At 67.2% G+C, this 13,119-nt stretch carries 12 protein-coding genes; 5 read left to right on the forward strand and 7 right to left on the reverse strand.

Annotated features, from left to right (window positions below):
- Positions 1 to 79 precede the first annotated feature (79 nt).
- From D9V34_RS06960 to D9V34_RS06970, 3 genes are all read left to right on the forward strand, one after another.
- The gene (locus D9V34_RS06960; RefSeq protein ID WP_121688118.1) at positions 80 to 700 is read left to right on the forward strand and encodes a TetR/AcrR family transcriptional regulator; all 621 of its coding nucleotides are present in this window, start codon (positions 80 to 82) and stop codon (positions 698 to 700) included.
- Positions 701 to 782: 82 nt separating this feature from the next.
- The gene (locus D9V34_RS06965) at positions 783 to 1,322 is read left to right on the forward strand and encodes a helix-turn-helix domain-containing protein (protein ID WP_121688119.1); all 540 of its coding nucleotides are present in this window, start codon (positions 783 to 785) and stop codon (positions 1,320 to 1,322) included.
- Positions 1,323 to 1,336: 14 nt separating this feature from the next.
- Positions 1,337 to 1,921 (forward strand): PIN domain-containing protein, encoded by a 585-nt coding sequence (locus D9V34_RS06970; RefSeq protein ID WP_121688120.1) that lies wholly within the window; start codon positions 1,337 to 1,339, stop codon positions 1,919 to 1,921.
- A 63-nt stretch (positions 1,922 to 1,984) separates the two neighbouring features.
- Here D9V34_RS06970 and D9V34_RS06975 read toward each other — a convergent pair whose 3' ends face one another.
- The 5 genes from D9V34_RS06975 to D9V34_RS17770 all read right to left on the reverse strand — a co-directional run bounded on the left by D9V34_RS06975 (position 1,985) and on the right by D9V34_RS17770 (position 7,778).
- Positions 1,985 to 2,368 (reverse strand): metal-sensitive transcriptional regulator, encoded by a 384-nt coding sequence (locus tag D9V34_RS06975; RefSeq protein ID WP_121688121.1) that lies wholly within the window; start codon positions 2,366 to 2,368, stop codon positions 1,985 to 1,987.
- 108 nt (positions 2,369 to 2,476) lie between these two features.
- A complete protein-coding gene (locus tag D9V34_RS06980; protein ID WP_121688122.1) occupies positions 2,477 to 4,741 on the reverse strand; it encodes a heavy metal translocating P-type ATPase in 2,265 nt (754 codons plus the stop codon).
- 69 nt (positions 4,742 to 4,810) lie between these two features.
- Positions 4,811 to 5,020: a heavy-metal-associated domain-containing protein gene (locus D9V34_RS06985; RefSeq protein WP_183091887.1), complete on the reverse strand. Its 210-nt coding sequence runs from the start codon at positions 5,018 to 5,020 to the stop codon at positions 4,811 to 4,813.
- Positions 5,021 to 5,112: 92 nt separating this feature from the next.
- Positions 5,113 to 7,614, reverse strand: a complete 2,502-nt coding sequence (locus tag D9V34_RS06990) for an excinuclease ABC subunit UvrA (protein ID WP_121688123.1) — start codon at positions 7,612 to 7,614, stop codon at positions 5,113 to 5,115.
- Positions 7,611 to 7,778, reverse strand: a complete 168-nt coding sequence (locus D9V34_RS17770) for a hypothetical protein (protein ID WP_183091888.1) — start codon at positions 7,776 to 7,778, stop codon at positions 7,611 to 7,613. Before D9V34_RS17770 ends, D9V34_RS06990 begins: the two co-directional genes overlap by 4 nt.
- Positions 7,779 to 8,051: 273 nt before the next feature.
- Between D9V34_RS17770 and D9V34_RS17775 the strand changes: the two genes are divergently transcribed.
- Together D9V34_RS17775 and D9V34_RS17780 are read left to right on the forward strand one after the other, a co-directional pair.
- Positions 8,052 to 9,611: a hypothetical protein gene (locus tag D9V34_RS17775; protein ID WP_183091889.1), complete on the forward strand. Its 1,560-nt coding sequence runs from the start codon at positions 8,052 to 8,054 to the stop codon at positions 9,609 to 9,611.
- A gap of 157 nt (positions 9,612 to 9,768) precedes the next feature.
- The gene (locus tag D9V34_RS17780; RefSeq protein ID WP_183091890.1) at positions 9,769 to 10,473 is read left to right on the forward strand and encodes a TetR/AcrR family transcriptional regulator; all 705 of its coding nucleotides are present in this window, start codon (positions 9,769 to 9,771) and stop codon (positions 10,471 to 10,473) included.
- Here D9V34_RS17780 and D9V34_RS07000 read toward each other — a convergent pair.
- The gene (locus tag D9V34_RS07000; protein ID WP_121688125.1) at positions 10,470 to 11,498 is read right to left on the reverse strand and encodes an ROK family protein; all 1,029 of its coding nucleotides are present in this window, start codon (positions 11,496 to 11,498) and stop codon (positions 10,470 to 10,472) included. The two genes, D9V34_RS17780 and D9V34_RS07000, sit on opposite strands and share 4 nt — an antisense overlap.
- Positions 11,495 to 13,102: a family 20 glycosylhydrolase gene (locus tag D9V34_RS07005; protein WP_121688126.1), complete on the reverse strand. Its 1,608-nt coding sequence runs from the start codon at positions 13,100 to 13,102 to the stop codon at positions 11,495 to 11,497. The genes D9V34_RS07000 and D9V34_RS07005 overlap by 4 nt, the downstream gene beginning before the upstream one ends.
- Positions 13,103 to 13,119: the final 17 nt, after the last annotated feature.

Consider the following 13,119-nt stretch of genomic DNA (forward strand, 5'->3'; position numbering starts at 1 on the left):
GAAACCAAAATGGGCTCGTTAGCCCATTCTTAGCGCTTAATAATGGGCTGTCAAGCCCATTCCCTGATAGGCTGACCGCATGACTTCAGCCGAAGAGCTCCTGCCCGCCACCGCCAAGGGCCGCGCAACCCGCGACCGGATCGTGGACGCCGCGGCCGATCTGATGCTCGCGCACGGGGTCCAGGGGGCGACCAATCCCGAGATTCGCGCGGCGGCGAAGGTCAGCGGCTCCCAGCTCTCGCTCTACTTCCCTGACAAGGAGAGCCTGGTACGTGCGGTTCTCGCTCGGCGCGGAGATCAGGTCATCGACCTCCTCCACACCACCGCCCACGGCGACCTCGACAGTATCGCCGCCCTGCGATCCTGGGCGGCCTTTTACACCGAGCGCCCGAACTCCTGGGAGGGCGGCTGCCGGTTCGGATCCCTCGCCGGCGACGTCCTCAAATCCGATCTGAACCTCACGGCGGACGTCACCGACGGGTTTGACCGCTGGCACGCCGTCTTTGAATCCGGCCTGACCACGATGCGCGAGCGCGGCGACCTGCGCGCCGACGCACAACCGGCCACCCTCGCCACGATCCTGCTCGCCGCATTCCAGGGCGGCATGCTCCTGGCGCAGGCCCAGCACAGCATCGACCCCCTCGCCACCGCCCTAGAGGGAGCCATCGACTTTGTGGCCAGCTTTGGCCCACGAGACTGAGCACAACCCGGGAGTCAGGAGAATTACCTAAACAAAATATTCGAAGTGTGTTACGTTTCTTGCACTTGTAAGGAGGTAGGACATGTCCCCCAACACACCGCTCGTCTCGGAAACCTACGATGTTTCCGACGAACCCGGTATCGCACGAGTGCACGATTTCTTCGTCACGCATAGGAAGGTCCAGTCCGGTCGCACCGCCCCCAGGTATGTGTTGTCCGGCGATGCCACTGATGATCAGGTTGAACTCCCCGCAGAGATCTATCACGTGCTTGTGCAGGTGGTCGATGCGATGCGACGCGGACTCTCGGTCACCGTTTCTCCCCGAGGTAAAACCCTCACCACACAGCAGGCGGCTGATCTTCTGGGAGTGAGCCGTCCCACGGTCATCAAGCTGCTCGACGAGGGAAGAATCCCGTTCGAGCGCGTCGGCACACACCGCCGCGTTACACTGACTAACGTGCTGGAGTATCGCAAGCGCCGCCGCGAGGAGCAGTATGCGACCCTGGCCAGACTCTCAACGGATATCGATGACGATGCTCCCCTCAACGAAGTCCTCGCCGAATTGAAGAAGGCGCGTCGGGTTGTATCGGAACGCCGTCGGCAAGACATCGAGCTGCCCTAAAGTCGGTCCCACACATGTTCACCGCGCTGCTCGACACCAATATTCTCTGGCCCAGCCTGCAGCGCGACTTTTTCCTCTCTCTTGCCATCGAGGGAAGCTTCCGACCCGTATGGAGCGAAGCGATTCTTGATGAGCTTGAAGAAAGCGAGACGCGGAAGCTCATCGCGAGACGCCGCCTCACTCCAATCCGCGCCCAGCTTTCGGCCATGCGTCTGACAGATCGAATGCGTCACGTCTTCCCGGAGGCGCTCGTTCACGGCTGGGAGCCATTGGATGGAACGTTTGGACTTCCGGATCGAGATGATGAGCACGTGGTCGCCGCCGCGCAGGTGGCCGGAGCGGGTTTTATCGTGACCGATAACCTCAAGGATTTTCCCGTGGCTCTGCTTCCAGTGAGCATCACCCCGGTATCGGCTCGTAAGTTTGCTTTTGACATCGTAAGCGATAGTCCGCTGAGGGCTTTATCGGCGCTCGAGGAGATTTCTCAGCGCAGCGGACTCTATGGTCCAGAAACCACGTCGGAGCAGATAATTAGCCACCTGGAGCTTCGATATGGCTTCACCGATACGGCGGAACTGCTGCGCCTCGCGGCATTCTAAAATGATGAAAACACCGAGGGCCGCACGGGAATCCGTGCGGCCCTCGGTGTGCGGGTGGGCGGTCTAAGAGCGGACCAGGCGCGCGATCGCGTCGGTGGCTTCCTTGAGTTTGGCGGCGGCCTCCTCGGCGTTGCCCAGACGGGCGGCGTCCATCACGCAGTGCTTGAGGTGGTCATCCACCAGACCGATCGCCACCGATTCCAGCGCGCTGGTGAGGGCACTGATCTGGGTGAGAATGTCGATGCAGTACTTCTCGTCGTCGATCATCTTGGAGATCCCACGCGCCTGACCCTCGATCCGGCGCATCCGCTTCTGGTAGCCGGTCTTATCGCTGATGTAGCCGTGGTGGTGCCCCTCGGTGGCGCAGAAATCGCCCGAGTGCCCCTCGGATTCGGTACCGATAGTGTCGGCTCCGGTGTCGGTGCCGTGTGCTGCGGTGGTCGCCATGATGGCTCCTTTGATCGATCGGCCGGGGCCGGGACTGCTGCATCCAGGATATCGGGCACCGCACCTCGGCGGCGACGTGGGCCCGATACTCCGGGCCCGCACGGGAGACTAGTTTTTGACGATGCTGCGGAATCCGCGCAGTCTGAGGCTGTTCCCCACCACAAACACGCTCGACAGGGCCATCGCGGCTCCGGCCAGCATCGGGTTGAGCATGCCCAGCGCCGCGACCGGAATCGCCGCCACGTTATAGGCGAAGGCCCAGAACAGGTTGGTTTTGATGGTGCCCAGGGTTGTGCGGGAGAGCCGGATCGCATCCACCACGCCACGCAGATCCCCGCGCACCAGGGTGATATCCGACGCCTCGATGGCCACATCGGTGCCCGTGCCCATCGCCAAACCCAGGTCGGCCTGGGCCAGGGCTGGCGCATCATTCACACCGTCGCCCACCATCGCGACCACCCGGCCGGACTCCTGCAACCGGATTACCTCGGCCACCTTATCCGCGGGCAGCACCTCGGCGATCACCGTCTCGATGCCCACCTCGGCGGCAATCCGCCGGGCCACCGCGGTATTGTCTCCGGTCAGCAGAATCGGGGTCAGCCCGAGCGCCTTGAGCGCGGTGATCGCCTCGCGACTGGTGGGCTTGACCGCATCGGCGACCACCAGGATTCCGCGAGCCTCCCCATCCCAGGCCACCGCCACCACGGTCTTTCCGGCCTCCTCGGCCTCGACCTTGGCGGCGGAAACCCGAGCACTCAGCGTGATCGACCACTCGGCCAGCAGGGACTCGCGTCCCACCAGAACCGCATGACCGTCCACCACACCCTGCACACCCTTGCCCTCGATGTTGGTGAAACCCTCGACCGCGGGCAGCTCGATGTTCTCGGCCGTCGCACCGGCGGCGATGGCCTGCGCGATCGGGTGCTCGGAGGCATCCTCCAGCGCACCGGCCAGGCGCAGCAGCTCGCCACGCTCGGTGCCGGGTTCGGTGATTGCCTGAGCCAGGGTCATCTTGCCGGTGGTCACGGTGCCGGTCTTATCCAGCACCACGGTGTCGACCCGGCGGGTGGATTCCAGAATCTCCGGTCCCTTGATCAGGATGCCCATCTGGGCGCCTCGACCGGTTCCCACCAGCAGCGCGGTCGGGGTCGCCAGGCCCAGCGCACACGGGCAGGCAATCACCAGCACGGCCACGGCGGCGGTGAACGCGGCGGCCGCGGGGAATCCGGCGATCAGCCAGCCAGCCAGGGTGACCAGGGCAATCACGATCACGATCGGCACAAACACCTCGGAGATTTTATCCGCCAGGCGCTGCACCTCGGCCTTGCCGGTCTGCGCCTCCTCCACCAGCTTGGCCATCTGCGCAAGCTGGGTGTCCGAGCCGATCCGGGTGGCGCGCACAACCAGGCGTCCACCGGCGTTGACGGTCGCGCCGGTCACGGTGTCACCGGGTTCAACCTCCACCGGGACGGATTCGCCGGTGAGCATCGACGCATCCACCGCCGAGGTACCCGAGGTCACCACGCCGTCGGTGGCGATCTTCTCCCCCGGACGCACAATGAATTCGTCCCCGACGCGCAGCTCGGCCACGTCGATCTTGGTTTCGACGCCGCCGCGCAGCACCGACACCTCCTTGGCACCGAGTTCCATCAGCGCGCGCAGTGCGGCACCGGCCTGACGCTTGGAGCGCTTCTCGAAGTAACGCCCGGCCAGGATGAACATCGTGACCCCGGCACCCACCTCGAGGTAGATATTGGAGGCCCCATCGGAGGGGCCGATGGTGAATTCGAACGGGTGGGTCATCCCGGGCATGCCCGCGGTGCCCCAGAACAGCGCATAGATCGACCACAGCAGGGCGGCACCGGTGCCCATCGAAATCAGGGTGTCCATCGTGGCCGCGCCGTGCTTGAGGTTGACCCAGGCGGCGCGGTGGAAGGGCCAGGCACCCCAGATAATCACCGGGGCGGCGAGCGCGAGCGAGGCCCACTGCCAGTAGGTGAACTGGAGGGCGGGGATCATCGCCATCAGGATGACCGGGACGCTCAGCACGATCGACCCGATCAGGCGCTGACGCAGCGCAATCAGTTCGGGATCGGCGTCCTCGGCATCCGGGTCCGCGACATCGTTGGGCTTCACAGGGGCGGGCAGAGTGGCCGCATAGCCGGCCTTCTCGACCTCGGCGATCAGCAGGGCGGGATCGTATCCCTCGGGGATCGCGACCCGGGCCTTCTCGGTGGCGTAGTTCACCGTGGCCTCGACGCCGTCGAGTTTATTGAGCTTTTTCTCGATCCGCATCGCACAGGATGCGCAGGTCATCCCGCCGATTTCCAGTTCGACGTGGGGGCCACCGGCCACGGGTGTTGAGGTACTCATCTTCTCTTCCTTTTTCCGGTCCCTCCCGTGGGAGGGACCGGCATGCAACGGCGTGAGGTGGGGTGGGGCCTAGGCTCGGACGGCGGAGTAGCCCGCCTCGGTGACGGCTGCCAGCACGGCGGCATCGTCGAGCTCGGCGGCGGAGGTGATGACCAGTTCGCCGGTCTGCGCACGCACGCGGATGTCCTCGACGCCGGCGATCTGCTCGACCTCTTCGCGAACCGAAGACTCACAGTGTCCGCAGGTCATTCCGGTGACGCGGTACTCGGTGGTTGCCATGATTTTCTCCTCTCGAGGGATACCCCTCCTAGGTATCACATCTGAGCCAACGATATACCCCCAGAGGGTATTCCGACAATCGAGAAAAAAGTTTAGACGGAATGCGCGAGGTAGTCCCGCAGGTGCGCGCCGGTGACACTCTCGGGTCGGGCCGCCACCTCCTCCGGCGTTCCGGTCGCGACGATGCGTCCCCCATCGCTTCCGCCACCGGGACCCAGGTCGATCACATAGTCGGCGTTGGCGATCATGTCGAGGTCGTGCTCGATCACGATGACCGTGGCCCCGCGCTCCAGCAGCCCGTCCAGCACCCGCAGCAGCACCCGAATATCGCGCGGATGCAGGCCCACGCTCGGCTCATCCAGCACAAACACCGCGCTGTGCTGATCGCGGCCCAGCTCGGACGCGAGCTTGAGGCGCTGCGCCTCGCCGCCGGAAAGGGCCGGGGTATCCTCCCCCAGGGTCAGGTAGCCGAGGCCCAGGTCAACCAGGGTGGCGAGCTTCTTGCGCACCCGGGGCAGGTCGGCGAGTGCGTCCACGGCCTGGGTGACGGTGAGGGCCAGCAGATCCGGCAGGGAATACTCGGTGCCGTCGGGACCGGGGCGGCGAATCTCCTGAGCCAGCGGCGCGTAGCGGGTGCCCGCGCAGTCGGGGCAGTCAATATCCACGTCGGGAAGGAACTGGACATCCAGCACGATCTGCCCGGTCCCCTCGCAGCGCGGGCAGCGCAGCGAGCCGGTGTTATAGGAGAAATCTGCGGCCCCGAGCCCACGCGAGGCCGCCGCGGGCAGACCGCCAAACTCGCGCCGCAGCACGTCGAGGACCCCGCTGTAGGTGGCCACGGTGGAGCGGATATTGGTGCCGATCGGGGTCGCATCCACCACGTCGGCACGGCTGATGCCGTCGGCCTCGATGCGGGTCACGTGTGCCGGAATCCTTCCCTCGGCGGCGAGCGCGGGAACCAGGCTTTCCAACACCAGGGTGGTTTTGCCCGAGCCCGACATCCCGGTGACCGCGGTCAGGCGTCCCCGGGGGAACCGTGCCCGGAGCGCGTGTACGGTGTGCAGCGGGGCGGTCTCGATCTCGATTCCGCCGTGCGCAAACACGTCCTCGGTGCCCAGGCGCGGGCGCACCACCACCGGTTCGGTTCCGGCGATGAAACCGCCGATCACCGAGTCGGGGTTGTTCACGATCTCGGCGAGGGTATCGTTGGCGACCACGGTTCCGCCATCCACCCCCGAGCCCGGGCCGATCTCGATAATCCGGTCGGCCTCGCGCAGAACCTGCACATCATGGTCCACCAGGACCACCGAGTTCCCCTCGGCCAGCAGGTCCCGAATCACGCCGATCAGCCCGTCGAGGTTCGCCGGATGCAGCCCGATTGAGGGTTCGTCCAGCACGTAGAGCACACCGGTAGTTTGGTTGCGAACCGCGCGGGCGAGCTGCACACGCTGCCGCTCCCCGGTGGACAGGGTGTATCCGGCACGGTCCAGGGTCAGATAGCCGAGGCCCAGTTCACGCAGGCGACGGCCCATGTCGGTCAGCTGATCGGCGAGCAGGCGCGCCATCGCCCGCATCTCGGGCGGCAACGTCGCCTCCACGGTGGGAGCCCACTCGGTGATCCGGTCCAGTGAAAGCGCGGTCGCCTCGGCGAGGTTCATCCCCTCGATCAGCGGATCCCGGGCCGCCACGCTGAGCCGGGTACCGTGGCAGTTGCGGCAGGTTCCCGCGGTGATGTAGCGGTTCACCCGGGCCAGCCCCTTCTCGCTGGTCGCATTATTCAGGGCCTCGCGGACCGCCCGTCGGGCGCTGCGGAAGGTGAAGTCCATCGAGAACACCTTGCCGTTTTTCGAGGCGACGGTGATGTGCCGCTTCTCGTCGGGACCGTCCAGCACGATCTGGCGTTCCCGCTCACTCAGCTCGGAGTAGGGCACGTCGATCCGCACCCCAAACTCGGCCACCACCTGCGGCATCACCGACAGGCCCGCCATGCCCCACGGGGTCACCGCACCCTCGGCGATGGTTTTGGAGGGGTCAGGAACCAGGGAGGCATCATCCACGTCGCGGACGATGCCGGTGCCCGAGCAGGTGGGGCAGGCACCGTCGGAGTTGAACGCGAGCGATTCGGCCCCGGGCGCGCGGAACACGGCCGAGCAGGTCGCACAGGTGAGCGGCAGGTCGGCGGCCACGTCGATTGTGGGAACGTGGCGGTGGCCGTTGGGGCAGGAGTGTGAGGCGAGACGCGAGAACATCACCCGGAGCACGTTCAGCAGCTCGGTCGAGGTCCCGAAGGTGGAGCGCACCCCGGGCACGCCGGGACGCTGGCGAAGCGCCAGGGCCGCGGGGATGTGGCGGACCGAATCCACCGCCGCCCGGGTCGCATGTGACATGCGCCGGCGGGTATAGGTGGACAGGGCCTCCACATATCGGCGGGATCCCTCGGCGTAGAGGATCCCCATGGCCAGCGAGGACTTCCCCGAACCCGAAACCCCGGCGATCGCGACCATTTCTCCCAGCGGCACGTCCACGTCTACGTTTTTGAGGTTGTGCACGCGGCCGCCGCGCACCTCGATGTTCAGCGACTGCCGCCCACTCATCGGGTCTCCTCCGCGCCGATCACGATCCGCATGCGCGGGTTCAGGCGCTCGACACCGGTGATGTCGAGGTCCAGCTCGGTCAGTGTGGTCGACCCAAAATCGCGCAGGCCGCCCTGACCATCGGTATCTTCGAGGCCGTTATTGACGGATTCCGCTGCGGCCATGAGTGTCCCCTCGCCAGGCGCGGGCCCCTAGCCCGACGCTTCCTTCAGCCTACTCCGGGAGGCTGACAGGGACGAGGACAAGACAACCACGACGTCGGCATGCCGAGCCTGGCGGTACACACGCCTGGATACCCCCAGTCCTCGGCACAAACGTGATCCGGGCGCTCCGAACCCTCGCCTTGACACTCCTGTTCCACTACGATTCCTAGCTAAAGCCGCATCGCCGCGGGCACCCGGCCAGGCGAAAACCATGCGCACACCCGATTGGACCCCGTGAGAGCCTCAATCCTGCGTCATAATTCTGCCTCCCGCCGCCTCGGCGCGGCCGGTATCAGCCTCGCCCTGGTGGGCGGATCCCTGCTGGGCGCCTCGGCCCTCCAGCCGGCCCAGGCCGATGTACAGGCCCTGCAGACCATCAACACATCCTCAACCATCTGGGGCCCGGCCAATACCACGACCGGCACCCTCCGCAGTGGGTTCGGGTTCCGCGCCGATCCCGGCCTGGTGGGCTGGAGCTTCCCCGCCTTTAGCGAGATTGGCGCCCTGACGCTCAGCCAGGGCGGAAGCTCCTGGAACTTTTCCGCGGACACACGCTCGGTGAACCCCCGCTCCGGTGGGAAGAGCGTCATCACGCTCACGGGGAACACGGGCGATGCCTTTACCGAGGCCTACACGGTGGCCCTGACCCTGACCATCGAGGGCAACTACGCGCGCTGGACCTATTCGATCGCGGGCGAGAAGGCCGATACCCTCACCGCGACCGTTGACGGCGCCTTCGCCGCCCGACACACCTCGGTGGTCGAGTCCACCTCCCACACCCTGCTCGCCCACAACGTGGATCCCTCCGAACCACCCGCCGCACTCTCCGGGGTCTCGGTAAAGTCCGACGGCTCGGCTCCGACCCTGACGACGGATTCCGATTCCGGCGCCTTCTCGGCCACCACCACGGGAGCGAGTCTGTTTGAGGTGACCGCCCTGGTGGTTGACTATCCGGTCAGAATCCCCAGCGCACTGGATGCCGCGCTGGCATTCACCCGCCCGCTGCTGGCAAACATCGATGCGCACTTTGGCGAGACCCACGTGGCTCCCGGTGCCCCGGTGGATTTCCGGGACGCGTCGGTGATTGAGGGCACTCCCGTGGACACCGAACTCACCACCACAATCGGCCAGGAACTGCTCGACATGGGGTACTTCATGATCCCCGGATTCGACGCCACCACCCGCGCCACCGGGCTGCCCGCCGGCCTGACACTCACCACGATTCTGGGGGACAAGCCCTCCGCCGAGGAGGAGACCGAGCCCGAGGTGACCTGGCCGGAGGAGGGAGAGGAAGTCCTCCCCGTTCCGCTGCTGGCCCTCGACACCCAGGTCGCCGCCGATGAGGCCGAGGAGGCTCCGATCTCCTTCCGCCTGAGCGGAACCGCGACGACTCCGGGTGTGTACACGGTCCCGGTCACCATCTACCTCGCACTCCCCGACGGTGCATTCCCCGGAGCGCCCGACGGAGAAGAGCTCCCCTTCCCCGAACCCGTTGGCCTCTACCCGCTGGATACCACGCTGAAGGTCACCGTGGCACCGCGGGCGAGCAATGAGTCGCCCACCCCGACCGCTCCCGCCGAAACACCGGGAAGCACCGTCACCGCCACCCCGACCGATGCCGGCGCTCCCCCGGTTGGCGCCACCCCGAGCGGCACCCCCGCCATCGCCCGCGGCACTGCCGGTCTGCCCACCACCGGTGGCGATTTCGGCGCGCTGGCCCTGTCGATGGGTCTGCTGGCGGCCGTGGGAACCACCCTCCTGCTGGGTGCTCGACGTCGCCGGGCAGCGGAGTAGGCACCGCGTCACCCGTCACGACAACCGGCCGAGTTCTCCGCGTGAGAACCCGGCCGGTTGTGCGTGTGGGGTCCCCCGATACTCATCCCCAGTTCCCCTCAAACACACGCGTGGAATAGACACTCGCGGCGACCGAAAGCCCGTAAACTTGGGGGTCATGAGCACCTCGGAACGACCCGATCCCGGCACCGCCCCGGCCGTTCTGACGATGGCACAATCGCGTGCCCGGATCCCCAAAAAGGGCTCCAAGGGAGCTCGCACCCAGCAGCGCATTCTCGATGCGGCCCTCGAGCTGTTTGCCGAGTCGGGGTTCAACGCGGTGTCCCTACGGGAGATTGCCGCCCGCGCCGAGATCACCCATGTGGGACTGCTGCACCACTTTGCCAATAAGGACGAGATCCTGATGCGGATCATGGTGTCCCGAGACATCACCGATGAGCACAGCCTGCGCGAGCAGCTCACGGTGCTGCACGAGGCGCAGAAGAGCTCCGCGGATCCGCTGATTGATCTGCGCTGGTACCTGGATCACCTGCACCGCATTACCACCCAGCCGCATATGATCCCGCTGTATGTGAAGATTTCCAGCGAGGCCACCGATCCCGGCCATCCTGCCCATGAACACTTCGTGGCGCGCTATCAGACCGCCCAGGACCTGATCAGCGACTCGATTTCCCGCACCTATGCACGCCTGGGCATGACCTCCCCGCTGGTTCCCGCCGATCAGGCGGCCCAGCACATGGTGGCCCTCTCCGACGGCCTACAGATTCAGTGGGAGTATGCCCCCGAGACGGTGAATCTGGAGCGCTCGATCCTCACCTATCTGGGCGCGATCGGGCTGCCGGTGGAGACCACAACGCGCTAGCTGGCGCGCTGGTCGTGCTCTCCGTGCGCTCGCGAGGCGGCCTCCAGGTGACGGATCGCCGCGGCGACAAACCCCGCATCGGGACCCTCCTCGCCCCAGGCGGCCACGCCCGCCCCAACCAGACCGGCTCGTGCCCCGGTGGCCGACGCTCCAATCGGCGGGACCGGCCGCCACGGCAGCAGGGTGCGGGTGCGCGCGCGCAGCGGGATCAGCAGGGTGTCCCCGGCCAGGCCCAGCCCGCCGCCGATGACGATGCGGGCGGGATCGAGGATCGCGGTCAGCGCGGCGAGTCCACGAGCCAGCGCATCCACAGCGTCGCTCCACACCTCGGCGGCCCGGGGATCGGTGGGGATCCGCGCGGCCACCTGATCGGCCCCGGAGGCCACGCCGCCGCGCTCTCGATAGCGGCGGACGATGTTGGCGGCCGACGCGTAGATTTCCACGCATCCGGCGAGCCCACACGGGCAGGCCTCGCCGCCGGGCACCACCACGATGTGCCCAAACTCCCCCGCGCCGCCGGCCCCGCCGGCCACAAACCGGCCGCCGTCCACGAGCGCGGCGGCGATTCCGGTACCGATCGGCACGAAGGCCAGCGAGGCATCGGATTCCCCGGCCGCCGCCAGCGCCGAACGCTCGGCCACCGCACCCGCGCGGGCATCGTGCAGCAGGACCGCGGGCAGGCCGAACTCCGCGGCGATGATGTCGGTGAGGGCGAGGTCGCGCCAGCCGAGGTTCGCCGAATAGCCGACGGTGCCGGTGGGGGTGTCGATCAGTCCCGGCGAGGCGAGGCCCACCCGGTGCGCCTCGCGCCCGTGCTCCCCCAGGCGTCGTTGCAGCTCGGTGACAACCAGGCGGACGCCGTCCAGCGGGCCGCGCTGCTGCTCCCGGGTGGGGACCGTGAACTCGGCGCACACCTCACCGGATCGCGTGAGCGCGGCACCCTTGATCGTGGTGCCGCCGATATCGATCGCCAGCGCGATCTGCTCGGGGCTCGCGGCTAAGCGCGCGGCGGCCGGGATACTCATGCCTGAGCCTCGGCGGTGCCGAAGACCTCGGCCGAGCGATAGTAGCCACCGAATCCGAGCGCGTCCCACACCGGGGTCTGTGCGCGCAGGCGCGCGGCGGTGTCGGCCCACTCGCGAGACTCGGCCCGCCACATCCGCTCGGCCACCAGCGGAAGGCGCGGCAGCAGCAGGAAGGCCAGGTCGTCAATCGACTCGATCGTCTCGGCCCAGATCGCCGCCTCGACCCCCACCACCCGGGCATCGTTCAGCGCGGTGCGGGCGTGGGCGGCGGGATCCCAGTCGTTCAGGCCCGAGGTCGGTTCGGCCGCATAGTGCGGGAACCCGGGCTCACCCGGTGCCTCGGCGAGCGGGGTGCCATCAGCATCCACGCGGCCCTCGGCGTGCCGACGGTCCAGATACAGCGGCGAGGAGGAGGACACCAGGATCGGGGTCTCCCGGCCTGTCGCCAGGCTAATATCTCCGGGGGCATGGGCGAAGGTTTTCGCGGCCAGCTCGACCAGCGGCAGGTACTCTTCGGGGACGCTGGCGCGCATGGCGTCGGCGTCGAAGGCGTCCTTCTCGGCGATCCAGAATTGCAGCACGTCGCTCGACTCAAAGACCTCGGCTCGCGCCGCCTCCTGCCAGCCGATGACCCGCTTGCCGAGGCTCCGAACGTGGGCGTGCAGCAGGCGGACAAAGTCCGCGTACTGCTCATCCGGCATCCCGAAGGCCTCGTCCCCACCGATGTGGAGGTACGGACCGGGGCTGATCTCGGCCAGCTCGCTCAGAACCGTGGTTGCAAAGGTCACGGCCTCCGGGTTCTCGGGCGAGAGGAACTTCACCTGGGGGTGATCGAAGGTGCCGGGGGTATCCAGCTCGGGATAGGCGGCAATCGCCGCGGCCGTGTGCCCGGGCAGATCCAGCTCGGGGATGATCGTGATAAACCGCGCGGCGGCGAAGGTGATCAGCGCCCGGAATTCCTCCCGGGTCCAGTGCTCACGCTCCCCCGCGGCCGAGACCGAGGCGGCCCGCGGATAGGCCGTGGATTCCAGTCGCCAACCCTGGGTGTCGCTCAGATGCAGGTGCAGAACGCTGATGCGGTGATAGGCCAGCAGGTCGATCACCGCCTCGATCTCGGCGGTCGGGTAGAGGTGCCGCACGGTGTCGAAGGAGAGTCCCCGCCAGGCAAAGGCGGGGCCGTCCACGATCGTGAGCGCGGGCAGCACGAGTCCGGGACCCGAGGTGTCCAGCGCCTGCAGAATGGTGACCAGGCCGCGGAACGCCCCCTCGGGCGAGGCCGCGCGCAGCAGAACAAGGCCCTCGTGGGTGTCGATAGTGAAGCGCTCGTCGGCGGGGACCGGCCGCGGGTCAAAACCCGCGGCCGGGGCGATCCCAGTGGACTCCGGGTCGAGGCCCAGCTCGACCCGGATCCGGGCGTCGATCCCCACGGCAACGGGCTCGACCTCCACCCCGCGGGTGCGCCGGGCCAGCGTGGCAAACGTGTCCAGGACCGCGTCGAGCCCGGGCGCGGCCTCGATCCGCAGGGTCTCACCCAGCGCAATCGGGTCGCCCAGGTGCACCGAGGCGGGCAGCGGAACCAGGGGTGAGGGGGTTGTGTGTGTCATCAGGGGAGGGCTTCCTT

The organism is Mycetocola lacteus, assembly GCF_003667575.1.
GTDB lineage: Bacteria > Actinomycetota > Actinomycetes > Actinomycetales > Microbacteriaceae > Mycetocola > Mycetocola lacteus.

Coding starts and splice junctions, on each gene's coding strand:
- D9V34_RS17770 (WP_183091888.1), bottom strand. CDS start 7,778: ATGGCCGCAGCGGAATCCGTCAATAACGGCCTCGAAGATACCGATGGT.
- D9V34_RS07005 (WP_121688126.1), bottom strand. CDS start 13,102: ATGACACACACAACCCCCTCACCCCTGGTTCCGCTGCCCGCCTCGGTG.
- D9V34_RS06975 (WP_121688121.1), bottom strand. CDS start 2,368: ATGGCGACCACCGCAGCACACGGCACCGACACCGGAGCCGACACTATC.
- D9V34_RS06990 (WP_121688123.1), bottom strand. CDS start 7,614: ATGAGTGGGCGGCAGTCGCTGAACATCGAGGTGCGCGGCGGCCGCGTG.
- D9V34_RS06985 (WP_183091887.1), bottom strand. CDS start 5,020: ATGGCAACCACCGAGTACCGCGTCACCGGAATGACCTGCGGACACTGT.
- D9V34_RS06970 (WP_121688120.1), top strand. CDS start 1,337: ATGTTCACCGCGCTGCTCGACACCAATATTCTCTGGCCCAGCCTGCAG.
- D9V34_RS07000 (WP_121688125.1), bottom strand. CDS start 11,498: ATGAGTATCCCGGCCGCCGCGCGCTTAGCCGCGAGCCCCGAGCAGATC.
- D9V34_RS06960 (WP_121688118.1), top strand. CDS start 80: ATGACTTCAGCCGAAGAGCTCCTGCCCGCCACCGCCAAGGGCCGCGCA.
- D9V34_RS06965 (WP_121688119.1), top strand. CDS start 783: ATGTCCCCCAACACACCGCTCGTCTCGGAAACCTACGATGTTTCCGAC.
- D9V34_RS17780 (WP_183091890.1), top strand. CDS start 9,769: ATGAGCACCTCGGAACGACCCGATCCCGGCACCGCCCCGGCCGTTCTG.
- D9V34_RS06980 (WP_121688122.1), bottom strand. CDS start 4,741: ATGAGTACCTCAACACCCGTGGCCGGTGGCCCCCACGTCGAACTGGAA.